Annotated in this window: 15 protein-coding genes; 4 read left to right on the forward strand and 11 right to left on the reverse strand. The window is 46.0% G+C overall.

Annotated elements, in window-relative coordinates; genetic code table 11:
* Positions 1-292 precede the first annotated feature (292 nt).
* Complete coding sequence (locus VMW01_09130) at positions 293-1945, reverse strand: tyrosine-type recombinase/integrase (GenBank protein ID HUW06413.1); 1653 nt, start codon at positions 1943-1945, stop codon at positions 293-295.
* Positions 1946-2038: 93 nt separating this feature from the next.
* On the opposite strand from VMW01_09130, the gene VMW01_09135 reads away from it, so the two are divergent.
* The 3 genes from VMW01_09135 (at position 2039) to VMW01_09145 (ending at position 7293) form a co-directional block, all read left to right on the forward strand.
* A complete protein-coding gene (locus tag VMW01_09135; protein HUW06414.1) occupies positions 2039-5131 on the forward strand; it encodes a GH92 family glycosyl hydrolase in 3093 nt (1030 codons plus the stop codon).
* A 483-nt stretch (positions 5132-5614) separates the two neighbouring features.
* A complete protein-coding gene (locus tag VMW01_09140) occupies positions 5615-6289 on the forward strand; it encodes a hypothetical protein (protein ID HUW06415.1) in 675 nt (224 codons plus the stop codon).
* A gap of 332 nt (positions 6290-6621) precedes the next feature.
* Positions 6622-7293, forward strand: coding sequence for a hypothetical protein (locus tag VMW01_09145; protein ID HUW06416.1), 672 nt, complete (start codon positions 6622-6624; stop codon positions 7291-7293).
* A gap of 247 nt (positions 7294-7540) precedes the next feature.
* Here the strand turns inward: VMW01_09145 and VMW01_09150 are convergent, their stop codons facing one another.
* The 6 genes from VMW01_09150 to VMW01_09175 form a co-directional block, all read right to left on the reverse strand.
* A complete protein-coding gene (locus VMW01_09150) occupies positions 7541-10567 on the reverse strand; it encodes an efflux RND transporter permease subunit (protein HUW06417.1) in 3027 nt (1008 codons plus the stop codon).
* Position 10568: 1 nt separating this feature from the next.
* On the reverse strand, positions 10569-11501 hold the full coding sequence (locus tag VMW01_09155; protein ID HUW06418.1) for an HlyD family efflux transporter periplasmic adaptor subunit: 933 nt from the start codon (positions 11499-11501) through the stop codon (positions 10569-10571).
* Positions 11502-11515: 14 nt separating this feature from the next.
* The gene (locus VMW01_09160; protein ID HUW06419.1) at positions 11516-12754 is read right to left on the reverse strand and encodes a TolC family protein; all 1239 of its coding nucleotides are present in this window, start codon (positions 12752-12754) and stop codon (positions 11516-11518) included.
* A 58-nt stretch (positions 12755-12812) separates the two neighbouring features.
* Complete coding sequence (locus tag VMW01_09165; protein ID HUW06420.1) at positions 12813-13256, reverse strand: PepSY-like domain-containing protein; 444 nt, start codon at positions 13254-13256, stop codon at positions 12813-12815.
* Between the two features lie 147 nt (positions 13257-13403).
* Positions 13404-14651: a HAMP domain-containing sensor histidine kinase gene (locus tag VMW01_09170; GenBank protein ID HUW06421.1), complete on the reverse strand. Its 1248-nt coding sequence runs from the start codon at positions 14649-14651 to the stop codon at positions 13404-13406.
* Entirely contained in the window at positions 14648-15325 is a 678-nt protein-coding gene (locus VMW01_09175) for a response regulator transcription factor (GenBank protein ID HUW06422.1), read from the reverse strand. The genes VMW01_09170 and VMW01_09175 overlap by 4 nt, the downstream gene beginning before the upstream one ends.
* A 162-nt stretch (positions 15326-15487) precedes the next feature.
* Between VMW01_09175 and VMW01_09180 the strand changes: the two genes are divergently transcribed.
* On the forward strand, positions 15488-15739 hold the full coding sequence (locus VMW01_09180) for a DUF1456 family protein (protein ID HUW06423.1): 252 nt from the start codon (positions 15488-15490) through the stop codon (positions 15737-15739).
* Positions 15740-16224: 485 nt separating this feature from the next.
* Here the strand turns inward: VMW01_09180 and VMW01_09185 are convergent, their stop codons facing one another.
* The 4 genes from VMW01_09185 to VMW01_09200 all read right to left on the reverse strand — a co-directional run.
* Positions 16225-16848, reverse strand: coding sequence for a phosphatase PAP2 family protein (locus tag VMW01_09185; protein ID HUW06424.1), 624 nt, complete (start codon positions 16846-16848; stop codon positions 16225-16227).
* A gap of 161 nt (positions 16849-17009) precedes the next feature.
* Positions 17010-18335: a cell envelope integrity protein CreD gene (gene creD, locus VMW01_09190; GenBank protein HUW06425.1), complete on the reverse strand. Its 1326-nt coding sequence runs from the start codon at positions 18333-18335 to the stop codon at positions 17010-17012.
* A 201-nt stretch (positions 18336-18536) separates the two neighbouring features.
* Positions 18537-19049 (reverse strand): chemotaxis protein CheW, encoded by a 513-nt coding sequence (locus VMW01_09195; GenBank protein HUW06426.1) that lies wholly within the window; start codon positions 19047-19049, stop codon positions 18537-18539.
* Between the two features lie 47 nt (positions 19050-19096).
* Positions 19097-20144: methyl-accepting chemotaxis protein (locus VMW01_09200; protein HUW06427.1), on the reverse strand; the 1048-nt coding region annotated here is incomplete at its 5' end.

Consider the following 20144-nt stretch of genomic DNA (forward strand, 5'->3'; position numbering starts at 1 on the left):
TGAAACAATTTCGAATTTGATGTCTTTTCTTGGTTTTCTTTTATTATCTGTCCACAACTAAGAAAACTAATTGTCAGAATGAGAACCAAAATTGTTAAAAGTCTTGTCATTCGTGTCGTTCAATTAAAATGCACCATAACGAGTGTATAAACGCAGCTATGGTTGTTATTTCCGCCTTAGACAAACCTGCTCCTTAATGTTCTTATGCCACTATCAGTGGTGAGCAGGTACGTCCACAGCTAATTCTTACCATTTCTGTCATTCGTTCGTATTTCAAACTTACAAAAAAAAACTAAATATCCAAGCTATCCAATGGACTTTTTATTTGATCGAAGCCTCTGGTGGTAATGTGGGTATATACCTCAGTGGTCTTGCTGCTGTCGTGCCCCAGCATGCTCTGGATATAGCGCAAATCCACGCCATGCTCCAAACAGTGGGTGGCAAAGGTGTGGCGCAGGGTGTGCATAGTGGTATGCTTCTCTATACCCGCCCTCTTTGCTGCGGCTCTTATAACGTTTTGTAAGCTAGTTGGCGAATACTCACCGCCTGCTGCTCCCTCGAATACAAAAACCTTGGGCCTATACTCCTCCAAATATTTATCAAAGGTGTTAAGAAACTTGTGCGATAGCTTTGTGTATCGATCCTTCTTTCCCTTGCTTTGGCTGATCCTTATTTGCATCCGCTCTCGATCTAGGTCGATGAGCTTTAGCCGAATAATTTCTCCAAGCCGCAACCCGGCCGAGTAGGCCAGCATTAGCATGGTTTTATGCTTCAGGTTATCCACGCAGCTAAATAGCGCTTTCACCTCCTGCTCATTTAGCACAGTTGGCAGCGTACGCTCTTTCTTTGGACGATCGATAAAGTAAAACTTACGCTGCCCACCTAGCACCTTTTCGTAGTAAAACTTAATGGCATTTATGGCTTGGTTCTGGTACGAGGTGGATACCTTCCGCTCCATCACCAAAAATCGCAAAAACTCAATAATTTGCGGCTCTGTAATTTTGTCGAGCTCATAGCGATAGTGGAAGTTGATAAACTCTTCCACCATGGAACAGTATGTCCGGATGGTTCTTTCACTGTAGCGAAGTTCCAACAGCTTAAGCTTCATCGATTCAGGACATTCCTTATAGTTTGGTATATCGAAAGAATTGGCACGCTTTAGCCCCTGCTCGCCAGACTCCTCGTGTTCCAGCTTGATCTTCAACCCTTCTAAGGAAGAGAATTCCTTAAGCTGCGCCATAATACTCTCTGAAAATGGGGTCGTCCACCATTTGTTCTTGCTATCCCAGCGGTGGTAGGGAATTTTTTTAATCAGCCATTGAAGATTGCTATTGTAGGCCGAAACAATGCGCAGCCTACCCGCTAAGGTTTTTATAACCAGCAGCTCATCCCTATCAACTGAAACAGCTTGCTTATTCAAGCTTATACCCATGCTTTCGTTTACAACAATTTCGCCTATTCGGCCTTGGAAATGATCCTTTATTAGGTCGAGGTTACCGGGGTAGTTGGGTATCTCCCACACAAAGTTGGCCCTGTTCCATCGGCTATACCTCAGGGTATTAAGAAACCGAATGTCCACCTCATTTTTGGGCATCTTTAGAGCAATCTTCCGGCCAGTTACCATAATGCTCACTGCATTTCCGGACTTCAGCTTTGTAGGCTCTAAAACATTCTCAGAATTGGGGGATGGCAGTTTTTCCGATGGCCTTTTCATATCCTGGCTGTTCCCTGCACCAACCTTAAACCTTGACATATCCAGCTCGTTCCCAGTTGCCTTGAGGGTATTCAGCGCCTCCTTTGTGAATGGAATTAGCCATGCCCTAAGCGTTTGGCTCCACTTTGCACCTTCAATGTTTTTAACCTGTGCAATAATCGCCAAATCGTAGCTAAAATCGAGCTTAAATTGTTCTACACCACGATGTATAACCTTGCTAACCTTAATCATCACTTTATGAACTTTATTCTACAATAAGGACGGATAGGCATTGCTGTTATCAACAAGGAAATTTATGAAAAAAAACAGAAACTATAAAAATCTATGTATCCTTTCAATGCCGAAATCTTTACAAAAGCAGCATGGCTGGATCACTTTGGGGTAATCATACTTCTCGATTTCTCCCAGATATTTGGTAAGTTTACCATCAAACCATCGCACAACACCATGAAGCTACGCAACCTGCTGGTATACATAATCCTTATTGCCCCAGCACTCTCCTTTGCCCAACCGCAACCCGCCTCCTTGGTCAACCCCTTTATTGGCACCGGCGGCCACGGCCACACCTACCCAGGCGCCACCGCCCCCTTTGGCTTTGTGCAGCTGAGCCCCGATACCCGCCTCACCGGATGGGATGGCTGCTCGGGCTACCACTACTCCGACTCGGTGATCTACGGATTTTCGCATACCCACCTCAGCGGCACCGGCTGTTCCGACTTCGGCGACGTGCTGCTGGTTCCCACGCTGGGCAAACCGGTTACCACCAACAGCGAATACGCCTCCCCCTTCCGCAAAACCACCGAAAAGGCGGAACCCGGATACTACACCGTGTTCCTCGATAAGCCCGGGGTAAAGGTGGAGCTCACCGCCACCCCCCACGTGGGTTACCACCGCTACACCTTTCCCAAGAGCAAGGAGGCCAATATACTGCTCGACCTGGAACACCGCGACGAGGTGCTCGACTCCTGGATTGAGGTGGTGAGCGATACCGAGGTTCACGGCTACCGCCTCTCCAAGGCTTGGGCCGAGCGGCAACCTGTATACTTCGTCATAAAATTCTCCAAGCCATTTCAGGAGGCCTTTACCGCCACCAACGAAAAGAGTGCGATGGTTATAACTCCGCTTAAAGGCGTCCCTGCCGATCCCTTTGGTCCCGTTCGCGGGCGCGCATCGGGCAAGGCGCTAAAGAGCAATTTCCAGTTTAAAACCAAAGAGGGTGAGCAAATTGTGGTAAAGGTGGCACTCTCAGCCGTAAGCATCGATGGTGCCCTATCCAACATGGATGCCGAGGCCAAAGGGTGGGATTTTGACGCTGTTCGTAACCAAACCCTGGCCAGCTGGAACCATGAGCTGAGCAAGATAGAAGTTTCAGGTGGAACCCACAGCCAGCAGGTGGCATTCTACACGGCGCTCTACCACTGCATGGTGGTGCCCAACCTGTTTATGGATACCAATGGGCAATACCTCGGCACCGACCTTAAGCCGCATAAGGCGGAGGGGTTCACCCCTTACACCGTATTCTCGTTGTGGGACACCTACCGGGCCTACCACCCACTAATGACCATAATTGATCCCCACCGAACCAGCGACTTTATCAACACCTTTCTGGCCGACTACCGCAACGGTGGACTGCTGCCAGTTTGGGAACTCTCGGCCAACGAGACCTTCTGCATGATTGGCTACCACTCCGTGCCGGTGATTGTGGACGCCTTCATGAAGGGCATTCGCGGCTTTGACGCCAAGCTGGCGCTGGAGGCCATGAAGCATAGCGCCATGCAGAACCAGTTTGGGCTGGACGTATACCGCACCCACGGCTGCATCCCGGGCGACCTGGGGTCGGAAGGGGTGTCGAAAACGCTGGAGTATGCCTACGACGACTGGTGCATTGCCCAAATGGCGAAGCAGCTAAACGATAGTAGCACCTACCACGAGTATATCCAGCGTGCGCAGTACTACCGCAACATGTTCGACCCGCAAACCGGGTTCATGCGGCCCCGTATCAACGGCGGATGGAAGCAGCCCTTCGACCCTACCGAGGTGGATTTTAACTTTACGGAAGCCAACAGCTGGCAGTACAGCTTCTACGTACCGCAGGATATTACCGGATTGGCCAACCTGCAAGGAGGCATTCAAAAGCTTGCCAGGAAGTTGGACGAGCTCTTCACCACGCAACAGAATGTGAGCGGTAGGGAGCAGGTGGACATCTCCGGGCTTATTGGCCAGTATGCTCACGGCAACGAACCCAGCCACCACATGGCCTATCTCTACGACTACCTTGGTGAGCCATGGAAAACGCAGCAGCGCGCTCGTCAGATTATGGACGAGATGTATACCAACGCACCCGACGGCCTCATTGGTAACGAGGATTGTGGGCAAATGAGCGCCTGGCTGGTAATGAGCGCCATGGGGTTTTACCCGGTTTGCCCGGGCAGCAACCAGTATGCCATCGGCACCCCGTGGTTCCCATCGGTAACCATTCATCTCGAAAATGGGAAAACCTTTAAAATTGATGCCCCCAACGTAAGCAACCAGAATAGTTACATTCAAGGTGCCACGCTCAACGGGAAGCCATACAGTAAGTGCTTCCTTGAGCATGCCGACATTATGCATGGCGGAACGTTCTCATACGTAATGGGCGCTGAGCCCAACAACACGTGGGGTGTTGGGGCAGGAAACCAGCCATCCACCGAAATCATCGACAGCTCCATGATTACCGTTCCCTACCTAGAGGCCACGGACCGGACTTTTCGCGATTCCATCACCGTTGGCATTAAATGTCCCGAAGTGGGTACAAAAATATTCTACACACTCGATGGCAGCGAACCCACCGAAAAGAGCAACCGCTACAGCTCCCCCATTACCTTGCATAAATCCGCCACCGTTAAGGCAGTTGCCGTAGTGCCAGGCAAGGGTCACAGCTTTGCGGTGGAGGGCAGCTACATTCAGGTAAAAACCGACCGCACCATTGCCATTGAATCGAAGGTGAGTCGGCAATACACCGCCGGTGGTCCCGAAGCATTAATCGACGGAATTCGCGGGGCAAAGAACTTCCGGTTGGGCGGCTGGCAGGGCTACCAAGGACAGGACTTTGAAGCAGTGATCGACCTACATGCCACAAAACCCATCCATAAGCTGTGGGCAGGATTTTTGCAGGATGCCGGTGCTTGGATTATGATGCCCACCTCGGTGGAGTTTTTCACCTCCATCGATGGTAACACATACTATCTTGCGACTCGAGTGCCAAATACAGTGGCCGATACTGTTACAGAGTCGGTGACCAAGGATTTTGCGGCAACTGTGGATATCAAGGCCCGTTACGTAAAGGTGGTTGGCCATGGATACGGACCGCTCCCAAAATGGCACCTGGGTGCGGGAAACCCCTCGTTTATTTTTATTGATGAGATTGGGATAGAGTAAAAACAGGGGATATTTTGACCAAATTCAATTTTGATTAAGTCATTGGCACAAGATTTGTTAACACAGGTGGTGCTTTCATAAAAAATGAGCAGAATACGTATCGTATTTTAATGCAACGAATTAGCACTAAATAAATGAATAATGACAATAAATTATCAATTATTCATAGGGTAAAATTCAACACACGGCTCTTGTAATTATAGAGAAGGGATAATAATAATCCAATGATGTTTTTCGTTGAAATAGTTAATCTAAAGGAACAGTTTTCGGAGAACATTATTTTGAAATTTGGAAGGTGAACATAGTTAGTCATCTTAAAAGACAAAGAATTGATCCAATGCGCGCTCACTAACAAGTTAATTTTTATGAATTATGAGAAGTTAACATGCTGATTTCACCGTTCCATTGCTTGACAAATAATATTGATCTTGACATACTTAAATACAAGATGAAACAGAATTTTTTAACTTAAAACCAAACCCAATGAAAAAAATTAGCATTATTCTGCTGGTTGGTATTTTTTCGAGTCTCAGCGCTTTTTCACAAACGTTCAGAGTAGATTTTCCTCCCGGGTATAACAAAATCATTACTCAGGAGTCAGTTCCCGGAATTGATGGATCTCCATTTTTACAAAAAGATTTTAGCTTAGGTGAAATCTTTTTAAATGGAAATAAGGTTATCGATTCCATCATGCTGCGCTACGACGTTTACCACAAGGAGATGCAGTACAAGAATGAAGGGAAAGTCTATGCAATTGGAGCTCCAGAAAATATTAAATCGATATCCTTCGACCATCGAACCTTTGTGTATTTGACATATTTAGAAAAAGGAGTCATTGCTAAAGACTACTTTGAAGCATTAAAATTGGGCAAAAATGCAAGTTTCTATCGTCATTACTTTATTACCTTGACGCCAGCCTCCTACAACCCCGCTATGGATGTTGGTAACAAGAATGACGAGATTAAGCTCAATGAGGAATTCTGCATGATTTATAAAGATAAATTTATCACCATTGATAAAAGAGGTAAGAGTGTGTTGGCACAATTCACCGATGGAGACCAACAAAAAGTAAAAAAATTCATCAAAGAAAAAGGTATCTCCTTCAAAGATGAAAATGATTTGGTTGTATTGGTTGAATATATCAACAAGAATATGTAATATATCTATCCAAACCATAAATATTTTGCGGATAAGGTATCAATGAGAAGATACCTTATCCGCAATTATTTGTATAAGTTCAAACAAATATGCATGCTGTATAATTTCAGACTGCAACAGAGCATTTCTTTAAAGTTGCTCCAATAATGGTCAGCAGCAGATCGTATGAATTTTTTGAAGAAATCTTGTCATTCGCTAAAGTTACAAATATCAGATGTATAACAAAACTGGGCATAATAAACAAATAATAATTTGATGGAGATGATTTGCATCTAATTAATCTATTGCTACTTTTGTTTACATAAAGCCCTTCAACCAAAAAAAACTTTTAAATGAAAAAGATTACCCTTCTAGTTATTGCAAGTTTGTTCTTTAAACTTGAATGTAGTGCACAAAAATATTTTGCATTACCTCCAGGCTATAACAAAATAGTTACATCTGAAAATCGGCCTCAGCTTGATGGATCACCTTACCTAGAAAGCAACTGGGATGAAGGATCCATTGTCATGAATAGCGGTGATACTATTCCAATTATCCTGCTCCGATACAACTTCTACTCTGGCGAAATGACCTACAAACATAAGCAGATAGTCTATAGTATTGGTGCCCCCGAGAAGATCAAGTCTGTTACCATCGGCAGTCTGAAGTTTATTTTCCTTGCCTATAAAGATGATAATGAACAATTAAAGAAGAATTTCTTTGAGCTGGTTTATCCTGGCAAAATCAAACTCTTGACGCTTCACTATCCCTCAGTTCTGCCCTCAAACTATAACCCAACTATGGCGGTGGGAAATAAAAATGACCAGCTAATTGTAAAGGAACAGTACTATGTGCAGGTCAATGATAGCAATATTATTGCCATAGACAAAAAAGGTGATAGCTATATTAAAGCATTGGGAGAATTGGGACCAACAATAAAGGATTACGTGAAGCGAAACCGCTTGTCGTTCAACGACAAGGGTGATCTAATGACCATTACATTCTATGCCAACACACTCATATAATGAGTTACAACAGCCTTAATATAAATGCTTCAGAGGGAAACTAATTCTAGCTTATAGCGTCAATCGCATTGGTTTTAGATTTAACTTCCAGCACAAGCCAATGTTCCAGCTCGAATAGACCAACTAAAACAAACTTGCCAAAGCCCCATTCTGCACATTAGGATGGGGCTTTGTTACAATATTCATTAAGAACCGGATGTCATAAAGACACAATTCACTATTAAAATACAATTTCAATCACTTACGTTTACCGTTTTTTTACCAACATATACAGCATACTAGGCAGCACCACCAACAGCAACGGCAAAGCCGCAATAAAACCACCAATAACTGCAATGGCCAATGGTTGGTGCATCTGTGCACCAGCACCAATGCCCAATGCCAGCGGTAGTAACGCAACAATGGCACCTAGAGCCGTCATTAGGTTGGGTCGCAAGCGGGTAGAAACTGCCATGGTTAATGCCTCATCGGCGGGTAGCGATTTTCGTGCTGTAAGAAACTGCTGAAAGGTAAATATGGCATTCTCGCCAATAATCCCAACAATCATTATGAGACCTGTATAGCTACCAACATTCAGGGGGGTATGCGTTACAAAAAGAGCAACAAAACCGCCTCCTACACCCAGAATAGCCGTTACCACAATGGCTGATGCGGCCTTAAAATCTCTAAATAGAAAGAGCATTAGGGTGAATACCAGCGAACAGGAAGTTATTAAGATGAGCAGCAACTCGCTGAACGATTTTTTCTGGTCGGCATATGCTCCTCCATAGGAAATGTAGTAGCCTTGTGGCAGGGAGATATGTTCGCCCAACGTCTTTTGAATATCTTTCATCACGCTGCCAAGATCGCGACCATTCAACCGGGCAGTAACAATTGCCACAGGCTGTAGGTTCTCACGTGTTATCTCGGCTGAGCCCGATTTTACATTAATGCTAGCAAATTCCTGTAAGGGTTTAAGTTCTCCATCAGGCAGGAAAATAGATTGCTGCTTCATCTTCTCAACGCTTGATTTATTAGCATCGGGGTAAATCATTCGAACGTCCACATACTGCTCCTTCTCGGGAATGCTGCCCACCAAGTTGCCAACCAGCTGCGTCTGCAGCTGATACTGAAAGTTTACTGGCGAAATGCCAAACTGAGCAAGCTTGGGCAGATTGGGAACAACATCCACCGATGGCCCGGCAATGGTTATCCCATCAAAAACATCGGCTGTGCCGGGAACCTTTTCAATATCGGCAGCAATCTTCCCAGCAATATTATTCAACCGTTGAGGGTCGGTGCCGAATATTTTCACCTCAATAGGCTGCACCGAAGCCATCAAATCTCCCAGCATATCTCCAATTACCTGGCCAAAATCGATGCGCAAGGCTGGCTGGGAAGCTTCAATCCTTCTCCTTAAATCGTCAATAACCTGCTCGGTGGTTCGGCTGCGGTTCTTTTTGAGCTGGATGAGGTAATCGCCTCGGTTAGGTTCAGTAATAAAAAAACCCATTTGTGCACCAGTTCGCCGCGAGTAGGCCTCAAACTCGGGTATTTTCACAATAATCTTCTCCACCTCACGGAGCATCCGATCCGTTTCTTCGAGCGAAGTGCCGGCAGGTGAAGAGTAATCAAGCACAATTGAGCCTTCATCCATTTCGGGCAAAAAGCCTGTCTGTAATCTGGGAAGAACGAATAAAATAGAGGCAACAAGCAATGCAATGAAAGTAATGCTAACCAAGGGTCTGTGTATAAAATAGCCAACCCATCCCCTTCTTTTCACCACCTTCTCATTGGAACTCTTTTTGTGCCACTTTCCCTTTATTTTCGGAAGCAAAAGATATACTACCGGCAATCCGAGCCAGGTTACAAAAAATGAACAGATTAAGGTAATAATCATAGTGTTGGTTAGCACATTAAAGTAGGCACCGGCCACACCACTCATTAAAATAAATGGCAGAAAAATAACAATGGTGCTCAGCGATGAGCCAATCATGGAGGGGAAAAGGTAGTTAACCGATTTCTGAACCAACTCTGATGTTGCAACATCAGGGTTTTCTTCGTGTGCACGGTGCAGCTGCTCTATAATCACTATGGCATCGTCAATAATAAGACCAATGGCAGCAGCAATAGCTCCCAGCGTCATAATATTAAGCGTATAGCCAATATTATAAAGCACAATAATGGTTAAAAACAGAGTGATAGGTATGGTAATAAGTATGGTGAGACTCGCCTTAAGCGAACGCAGAAATAGTATTGCCACCACAATAGCTAGAAAAAGCCCAAGCCATAGGCTGTCGGAAACGCTTTTAATGGAATCGTTCACAAAATCCGCTTGATTGTAGTAGGGCTTCATGATTACCCCTGCAGGCAAAAGTTTTTGTAAGGATTCCTCTTTCTGCAGCAGCTCTTTCGAAAGATCAACCAGATTGGTATTGGGCTGCTTAAGTATCACCACCAGCAAGGCCTCCCGTCCATTGGCATTTATGCGGGTGTACTCCACCTTTTCACGAACTTGAACTGTAGCAATATCTTTAATTCGAACAACCCTGCTCCCATCATTTTTCACCACCACATTTTCAATGTCGCTTTTGCCGTAAAGTCCAGCGTTGGTGATAGTGAGGTAAAGCCTTCTATAATCGCTCAAATAGCCGTTTGAAACAACAAAATTACTCTCATTCATAGCACTGCTTACCAGAGCCGGAGTAACGGAAACACTGCTCATTTTTTGTGGATCCAATACTATCCAATACTCCTTCGTTTTCCCTCCTATAACTCCAACCTGAGAGATACCCTCCACTTGTGAGAGGTAGGGCTTTACAACATAGTTGGCAATAAGGTTAAGCTCAATGGGCGATTTGGTTTTACTTTCGAGGGTGAACCCAATTACCGGAAGAATGGATGGGTTCATTTTCTCCACTTCTATTTGAACCGAGGAGGGCAGATGATTTTTGGCTTGGTTTAATCGTAACTCAAGCATTTGAAGGCTCTGGTTGATGTCAGTTTTCCAATCGAGGAAGGCAGAAATTTCGCAAGAACCCCGGCTCGTCGTGCTTCTGATAACCTGAAGACCCGGAACCTGCTTAATGGCATTTTCCAATGGGCGCGTAACCGAAATCATCATCTTGTCAACAGGTTGCTCCCCGTTGTCGGCAATGATTTTAATTTTCGGAAAAGTAATTTCAGGAAATAGAGAAACCTGCATGTGGCCATAAAAAAAGACCCCACTGATGACAATAATTGCCAACACCAATGAAATTGGATTTTTATATAGGTGAAAAATGTTCTTCTTCATCTTACCTTTTCGTGATGTGAACTTTTGCCGTATCAGCCAACCCATAGTTACCAACCACAATAATCCTATCTGAGGTAGAAAATGCGGGCTGAAGAATCTCAACCTCACCACCCACTTCTACTCCTTTTTTAATGCTAACTTTTACAGCAGTAGAGTCATTAATGAGCTTCATCACCCAATAGGAGGTTTGCGTCTCGTTGGTTAAAACAGCATTTTTCGGTAGCAGCTGAGCCTTTCTGTCAGAGTAGAAAGGTATACGAGCTACTGCTTGAATACCCGCAGGAATAAACTTAGTAGGTGAAACAGCCACCAGCCATGTAATTGTTTGTGCTCCGCTATTCCCCTGTGGCAGCGGATGGACCGCTCTACCCTGAACTTCGCTTCCATCGGCCAATGTTAGTTCAATGGGCATGCCAGCCTGAACCAAGTTACGCCATTCAAACGGGAGGTTGAGCACAAAGGCGAGACTATGCTGCTGCACAATGGTAACCAGTGGTTCACCCTCCGGCACGTAATCACCAACCTGATGACTAACCTCCGATACAAACCCCTTTGCATCGGCCTTTACGCTCCAAATGCCCGAGAGATTTAGTCCGCCCGACACCGAATCGAGCGCATTGCCAAGTGCCCGTGACTCCTTGGTTTGCAACTTCATTAGCAGGTTGCCACTACCTACGGGCTGCCCCGGTGAGACGGCTATGCTTACAATAAACCCAGCAATTGGTGACTTTACAACACTTTGCGCCTGAAAGGTGGAGGTCGCAGAAACCTCAATCTTGTCCACTATTGGTCCAACCTTCATGGAGGTAATCTCAACTTCCGAACTGGGTGCAGTGGTATCGTCAGAATTGGTTTTGGAGTTGCTAGCACAGCCAGCTAATAGTGCCGTTATAATCCAGGTGCCTACAAGGGTAGTATTCGAAAAGAATTTCATATCAATCGCATTTTCTATTCAGAAATATTGTTCAGCTCGTTAATGAGCATGTATCTTGTAACCTCAGCCGACCACTTCTGCCCTTCAAGGTCCATGTAACTTTGAATTGACATAAAGAACATGGGTATATCCACTTGGCCCGACTCCAGCAGACGCCTATTGGCCTCCACCAGCGCGTGGGCAAAACTCAGCTGTTCCTCCACCTCCTTGGACTGCTGGGCTAAGTCGTGGAGCTGCACCCGCAGCAAGCGCCGCTGAATTTGCTGCAGACGTACAACCTTACCCTTCTCAAACCCCAACGATTGCTCCTGAAGCACAACCCTTTGGTGCTGCAGTGTCCGCTGATGGCCATCGTAAATAGGAATGGCAAAAGTGGCTCCAACGCCAACGCCAAAATTGTTGTATGGCTCGAAAAGAAATGAGGAGAGATATCCGGCATCGGCGTGGAGGCTGAATGTTGGCCGGTACTGGGCATCGATTAAGCTGTGCTTACTGGCAATGAGCATGCTGTCGGCTGTAAATTTACGGGTGGTAAGCGTGCTATCCACATTCACAAGCTCCGCCAATGGCAGATTAGGTTTGGAGAGCGAAACCAAGCTGGTGTCCTCAATTCCACAAAGGTAGCGCAGCTGTCCAAGGTTGTACTTTAGCTGAGAGAGTGCCTGCATACTCAGCAGCTGCTGCTTTCGCATGGATGCCACAAAGGTGAGGTAGTCCGTTTGCCGGTAAATATTTGCCCGGGCCAACCGCTGCAAAATGGAGTCCTCTCGCTGAAGCAGCTGGAAGCTTTCCTTCAGATAGGCAAGCTGCTGCTGATCGCCATAAACCACTAAATACTGGTTGGTAACCTGTTGCTTTAAATCCTTAACCGTAAGGGAGTAGTCGAGCGAAAGCGATCGTCGATTCAGTGCTGCAAAGCCATTCTGTGCCTTCACCATCCGATTGCCCGGTAGCAGCATATCGAAGTGCACAAGCGTGCTACCCTGCTGCTTATTGGTAATAACCTCGTCGTAGCCTACCCCATTGATAATTGGGTCGTAGGCAACATTGGCAGTAAAGCCAACCTGCGGTCGGTAGGTGGCCCTAACCAATGCACTATCGAGGCTGGCTCCTCTCAGGTCGTTCTTCTTTGCATTGAGCAGCGGGCTATTGGCCACCGCCGCGTCGAGATAATAGTCCAATTGCTCCTGCCCTTTTATGCTGGCTATGAGGCATAAAGAGAGGGAGGCAACTAGAAAAAATGTCTTCAGCATATCAATGAAAAAAAAGAAGAAAGGTAAGCCCTTTCTTCCAAAATTAAAAGACGATTAACTAATCCTCAGCACTGGCAGCTTCAACCTTCAGTATCTCGCCCTGAGGGTTAAACACCACCTCCTTAACACCTTCCGCTGTTTTTATCTCCAACTCATAGGTCAAACTGCTATTGCTCTTTGTCACCTTTTCGCACTCTTTAACAGTCATCTTTGCAAATTTTGCTTCAAGGGTCGCTTTTACCTCCTGCGGTAGCACATCCACCGCGATCTCCTCCTCCGTTTCCATCCAAGTTCCATCGAGACTGAAAAGCGCAGATACCGTCTTGCCATCGAGCACAAACTCAGCCTCAAGAGTTTTATCATTTTCCTTCGACCATTTTTCCCACTTAACAGTTGGAAACTTTTTGGCAAAGGCATCCTTCACATCCTTGGGCACGTTTACTGAACAGGCCTGAGCTGCCATTAGCAGGCTGGCGGCCATAAAAAGCATAATTCGTCGCATTGTAAATTGAGTTTAATGGTTAATGCCATAAAAGTAAAACCCGAATCTGAAGCAAACTTGGAGTTTGAAGTTTAAATAGATGGGCCAATGAACTTGTGCTATTGCTACAGAACCTTAATGTGTAATCCATTCGATTCTTCAAAACCTCTACCAGAATAGTTCCACCTTATGAAGTCCATCGGCATAGGTATAGCTAACGGTAAAATTAAATGCCTCAGCGATCTGTTTTACCAATGCCAGACCGAGACCAAGAGATTGGCCAGCTTTGGAAGCTTTGGCAAATCGTTCGAAGAACCTAGCCGGATCACCTTCCACCAACTCTCCTGAATTGATTACGCGTAACGAATCTTCACCCAACGATATTACAATTTCTCCCGCAGAGTTGCTGTGCTGAACTGCATTTCGAAGGATGTTTCCTACCATGATTGAGGCCAGCTCTGCGTTGGCAATCCATGTTGGTCTCGAGGCAATATTGTAATTTATTTTCAGCTGCTTAGCCTCCATAAAATCTGAGAGTTGTTCCAGCAACTCCTGAATCAGAGTCAAAACATCGACCTCCTCCTCCATCCTAAATTGTCTGTTCTCAATCTTCACAAGCAGCAGCAAGGTCGAATTTAACCTTGACAGCCTCAACGCATGCTGGTAGGCAATGTGCACCTGGTCAACCTTCTGTTGTGGTAGCGACGAATCCTGCATTAGCGTTTCCAGCTTGGTAATTATAAGGGTGAGAGGTGTCTGTATTTCGTGTGAGGCATTCTCCGTGAATGACTTCAGTGCCTTATAGTCGCTATGAACCTTAACAGCGAGTCGCTCAAGTGCTACATTCATCTCCTGAAATTCAATTATGCTGGTTTTTGGCAAGTTAAGCTTACCGCCATCGGCCACATTGAATTGCTGGAGCTGGTGTAGAGTAGCATAAAAAGGTCGCCAAATTCGCTTACTAAGGAAAAGTCCAAGCAAATAAAAACCAAGCAGAAGCAAGGCATAAACCACAACGATGGCTATGGCTATGGCAACCAGTAAATCTTGCTGCTCCAACAACGACGTTCGCACTGTAATTCGATAGTAGCTACCACCAATCTTTGCAACGGATATTAGCTGACGGTATGGCTCACTATCCCCCTCAGCGGTATCAGGAATCTCCATGGTGGCTATGGATGGCGCAGCAATATTGGCGCTATCAATTCTATCGACAACCATCATTGGAGGAATTGAAAAGGGTGGCTTACCTTGCTTTATGTAGCTTACCAAATCGTCGTGTTGAGACTGCAACGCCTCATCAGTCTCCTGCTGCTGGATTTGGAGTATTGCAAAGAACAATCCAACACCAGCCAAGGCAAGCAGTACAGCCGTCATCACAAGTTGATATGCCGAAGTAATTCTAATTAGCTTCATTCGTCGCTCCATTTATAACCAAACCCATACGCCGTTTTGATGTAATCCTTCGCCCCCTTTTCCATCAACTTTCGGCGTAAGTTTTTAATGTGAGTATATATAAAATCGAAGCTGTCCACCATCTCAATATGGTCGCCCCAAATATGCTCAGCAATGGACTCCTTGCTCAGCGTGGCATTTTTATTCACCACCAAATAAACCAGCAAGTCGTACTCCCTTTTGGTAAGCACAATGGGGGTTTCTTGAACTGTGACAAGCCTATCCTTTGTATCGATGGAAATTTCGTTAAAGTTGAGTTTGGCGCTTCCTTCAAAGAATCTACGTCGTAATAGGGCATTGATGCGGGAGTTGAGCTCGGCAAGGTGAAATGGTTTGGTGAGGTAATCATCGGCACCTAGGTCTAGACCGGAAATCTTGTCGTCAAGTGCCCCCCTTGCCGAAATAATCAGGACACCCGTATGTGGGTGAAGTTTTTTGATAAGAGGTAACAGCGAAAGGCCACTTCCCCCGGGCAAATTTATATCCAGCAGAACCACGTCGTAGGCAAACCCAACAAGTTTTTGCTCACCCTCGACCAGATTTGCGGCAACCTCACAAACAAAGCCGTTCTTTGTGAGATAGCGCGAAATATCCTCGGCCAGAGATTGCTCATCCTCAACAACAAGAATTTTCATACTTCAAATATACCTCTTCAATTCTGAAGAAAATTAGAAGTTGGAGATTCGGAACATCACATTAAAGTCATTTACGCTCAGATATAGCCAGCAAACCCTTATCTTTGAACAATAAATGGCAGATACCACATCTTCCATGTTTTCAACCATAAAGTTAAGATTATGTCGAACAACGAAATACTCAAAAAGCTGCGGGTTGCGCTACACCTTCGCGACGACCAAATAGTTGAAATTATGAAGTTGGTGGACTTCAACATTACAAAAACCGAACTGGGGGCCTTTTTTCGGGCAGAGGACCATCCAAATTACAAAACTTGTGGTGACCAGGTGCTGCGCAATTTTCTGAATGGGTTGATAATTCATCTAAGAGGACCTCTGGCGCCAAAGAAGGAAGCATCGGAAAGTCCTGAATAGAAAAAGGTGATTACTGGCCAATCACATTCCGTGGCATATAACTTTCTAAGGTTATTATTTTAACGTGTGTGTAAGATTAAGAAAACGCAATTTCACTGTTGTTTTGCTTAAAACTTATCCGATACAATTGATTGCTTATACAGCTTCGTGTTCGGTTTCGCTGTGCCATTGTTCCGAGGCAGCATGGAAAGTGAGTTGCAATGCAAATCCATTTTACTCTTCCACTTTTTGCTTGCCCAAAAATTGGAGGAAAAAGGGCATCCTGCCTGCTCGCCGACCCTTAACGGCCTTGTGAGCTAAAACGGCGAAATTAGCTTCGCTGAGCTCACTGCGTTCGGTTTGCTTCGCTCAAACAGCCGCCGTTTTTACGCTCCCTTTGGCCTAAGGGACCCCGGCTGCGCAAGCTAAAGCGGTCGGTCGGTGGCTGGATTTTAGCAGAATTAACAATAATGATTACGTCGTACTGACGTTATTTTGATTATTGGCTAGTAAAATGCCACAACTGGCTCAGCCTTCCTCTTTTTTCGGTGGTTGAGCCACTGCTGCCCCTTGTAGCAGAGATACGACGATGCAGCACCGATAATCGCCCCTGCGAGCACATCGCTAGGATAGTGCACACCCAAATACATGCGCGAATAGCCAACCGTTGAAGCCCAGGCAAAGGAGGGCACAATTACATACCACTTTGGATAGGCTAGGCTGAGCGAGGTGGCGGTGGCAAAGGCCGAGGAGGTGTGCCCCGAGGGGAATGAGTAGCTACCCCCAGCCGAAAGTTTTTCAATATCGGGATAGGTGGTAAATGGTCTTGGTCGTTTTACGGAATATTTCAAAATCGTAGTCATGGCACTGGATAGCAAAAAAGCGGAGGCAATGGTAATTCCATCCGACTTTATCTGCGGGTCGCCCTTAATTAAACCGACACCCAAAATTACGGCTGGGGTAGCAATGCTCACAGCTGCCTCGCTATTCGACATGAACTGCATGGTTTTATCCCAGTGTTTATTTCTATCCAGATTAATGGTTCTGAGTATCCTAATGTCGAGATTTTGACCGCTGATAACACCAGCTAAAATTAGGAGAACGAAGGTGAAGGAGAAAAATCGTGCCATATTTTTTGAAATATATGGATGCAATAATAACAAAATATTCTGAGGCAATTCTGTGTTTTGCATCTTGCAAAAAAAACAGCCACAAACTACTCCAAGCCAATGGAATTAAAACCATCGATTGGAGTAGCCCGTGGCCAACCAATTAATACTTTGAAATGAGGTTAACTCTTTTCGTCAGAATCTCCATTTAGTGGCGAGTACCAATCAATCTTTCTCGATATGCGCATCACCGCCGCCAATGCCACAAACAGGCCAATGCTACCCATAATGAGGGCGTAATCCTCCAGCTGTAGAATGGTGAACAGGAACAGGTAGAGAACAACCAAAATGCCAATCAGCATCATCGACTGCTTTTTATTCTTAAAAATGGCCACCGCGTAGGAGCCAATTAGTGAGATGGTGGCTATGGCCGCCAATATGTAGGCGATGGCAAAGCCCAGCTGCTCGCTCAGGGAGATAAGCAGCGTGTAGAACACGCATAGTGCAAGACCAACCAAAATATACTGCACCGGATGAATCTTCCGTCGATTAAGAATTTCGGAAAACAAGAATACCATAAAGGTGAGGGCAATGAACATCAGTGCATACTTGGCAGCCCGCTCCGATTTTTGGTAATGGTCAACGGGGAAGAGCAGCTTAACGCCAAAGGCGGACTCGTTAACATCGTAGGTGCTTCCAATCCAAGTCTGAGGGAAATTCCGGTTCAGGCTCAAAACCGTCCAGTCGGCTGTAAATCCCCTTGGTCCAACGTTACGGCTGTCGGGCAGGAAGGCGCCATCGAAGCTGGGCGTTGGCCAAGTTGACTCAATGGCAATTTTGGAAACTTTACCCACAGGAACAAAGCTGAGTGCACTGCTTCCCTTTAATTTCAGCTTAATGCTGTAAGGATAAACGCTAGCGGTATCGAATTTCACACGGGCAGAAACGCCCTGCTTTATAATATCCTGGTTGTCGAGGCCTGGAGTAACCTCATAATCAACACCGTTGAAGGTAATTTTTAGGTCGTTTTTTATGCCTCGCATATCGGGAATCCCAAGCGAAACAAAGGCTTCGTCCCATAGAATATCGTCCGGACTAATCTTCCATTCGCTAAAGTCAGGATGGCGGAAATTTCCAGAGAACTGGAGGTCGGCAGTGTAAACAATCACCTTATAGATACCACGGTAGCGTATTTCGGGCTCCATCTTGCCAGTAATGTTAAGCTGATCGGGCAGAAAATGTGCATAATCGCGCACTACAACCTGCTTGCCATCAACAATACTTCTTCGCATGTAGGGCACCGAAATAATGGGCCCGGCGATGGTTTGCTCGTTGCCCCACTTGCTACTTATTTCCCTAACCACCTCCTCGCTATTGGCTTGACGCTCGAGAATTAGGCTGCGAATCATGGCAGCCGGAATTAGCAGGAAGAGGGCCAGCATGCCCACCACAAAAATTTTTACGGATACCGACTGCGATACCCACTTACGTAAATCGTTTGTTGCCATAGCTAACTGGATTTTAGATAACAATTAAACGAATTTTCAACAAAAAAAGTATGCCTTTCAATTAAAAATCCCATGTCCATGTGATTGGATTAAGCTATTTGAAATAATCCTTCAGTAACTGCTAATTCTGAAGATAAAAAAGCCTGCCTCCACACGCTAATCAATAGATGCAGAGACAGGCAAGCGTGTTAAAAAACGACCCTATGCTTCCTCAACCAAAACTTCTTCCTCCAACCCAGAGGCCGATTGCTTTAGCGCAACCACCTCCATCGATGAAAACACCCTATCCATATCGAGCAGCATTACAAAGGACTCCCCGCTCTGGACAATGCCCTCAATAAACTCGGCCCTATACCGTTCCCCAATGCTTGGAGCATCCAGCACCTTGTCCTGCTCAACCTCGAGCACGGCCTGTACCGAGTCCACCAATACGCCCACCTCTACGTGACTTCCATCCATCTCTATCTCCATAACCACGATGCATGTATTAGGTGCATAAACCGTGGGCGACATCCCAAACTTCATTCGGATATCGATTACCGGTAGAGCTTTCCCCCGCAGGTTTATGATACCCTTCATAAACGAGGGCGCCTGTGGCACCTCCGTTATCTTGGAGAGCTCCAATATGCTGAGGACCTTCCCCGCATTGGCAGCATACTCCTCCTCCCCTAACCTGAAGGAGAGGTATGAATCGATGTGTAACGTCTTGTTCATATGAAAAGCCTCCTATTTATTAATGTGACAATACTATTAGCGACAACCTAGAATTTCTCATACGCTGAATCGCCGTTGGAGTCTGCCAAATTATACTCTCTACCCATGCTACTTTTACCAGCGGTAGGCTTGGCATCCTCTCTATGCAGATGCGCTACCGCCGTTTTTATTGCACGTTGTTGTGGTTTACTACCTACTCTATTTTTTGCCTTTTGCCCCTCTTCAACCCTGAAGTAGGAAACCACATCCCGAAGTTGCTCTGCCTGGCTGGCAAGCTCTTCCGATGCTGTTGCCATCTCCTCTGAGGCTGCTGCATTTTGCTGGGTAACTTGGTTCAGCTGCTGGAGGGCGCTATTCACCTGTTCGGCGCCACTGGTTTGCTCAACGCTCGCCGCAGCAATCTCCTGCACCAACTTAGCAGCTCGCTCAATTTCTGGAACAACCTGCGTAAGCATCTTCCCCGCCTCATCCGAAAGTAGCACCCCCTTTTTTGAAATGCGCTCAATTTCCTCAGCAGCCACCTTGCTCCGCTCTGCCAACTTCCTCACCTCGGCTGCCACAACGGCAAATCCACGCCCCTGCTCACCTGCACGTGCAGCTTCCACGGCAGCATTCAGGGCTAAAATATTGGTTTGAAAAGCAATATCTGAGATTATGCTCACCTTGTCGGCTATCTCCCGCATGGCGGTAATACTCATCTGAGCAGCCTCGTTGCTCTTCTGGATACGTTCGGCACCAGTAATCGAAATTTTTTCTGCCACTTGCGCGTTATCGGTATTTTGCTCAATGTTTGAGGCCATCTCCTCCATCGACGAGGACACCTCCTCAGCAGACGATGCCTGCTCAGATGCCCCCTGAGACATCTCCTGTGAGGTATTGCTCATCTGCAAGCTAGCCGAAAGAATATTCTCAGAGCCCGAAGCAATGTTCGTTACAACCTCTCTCAACTTCTCTACCATCAGCTGCATTGCCCGCGACAATGCACCAATCTCATCCTTGCGCTGCATGTACTCGCTAGCAAAGTCGAGGGTAAGGTCGCCCTGGCTAATTACCTCCGCGTGAGCAACCCCTTTACCAATGCCAGTGGTTATGGAA

Origin of the sequence: Williamwhitmania sp., assembly GCA_035529935.1 — a bacterium.
Lineage (GTDB): Bacteria > Bacteroidota > Bacteroidia > Bacteroidales > Williamwhitmaniaceae > Williamwhitmania.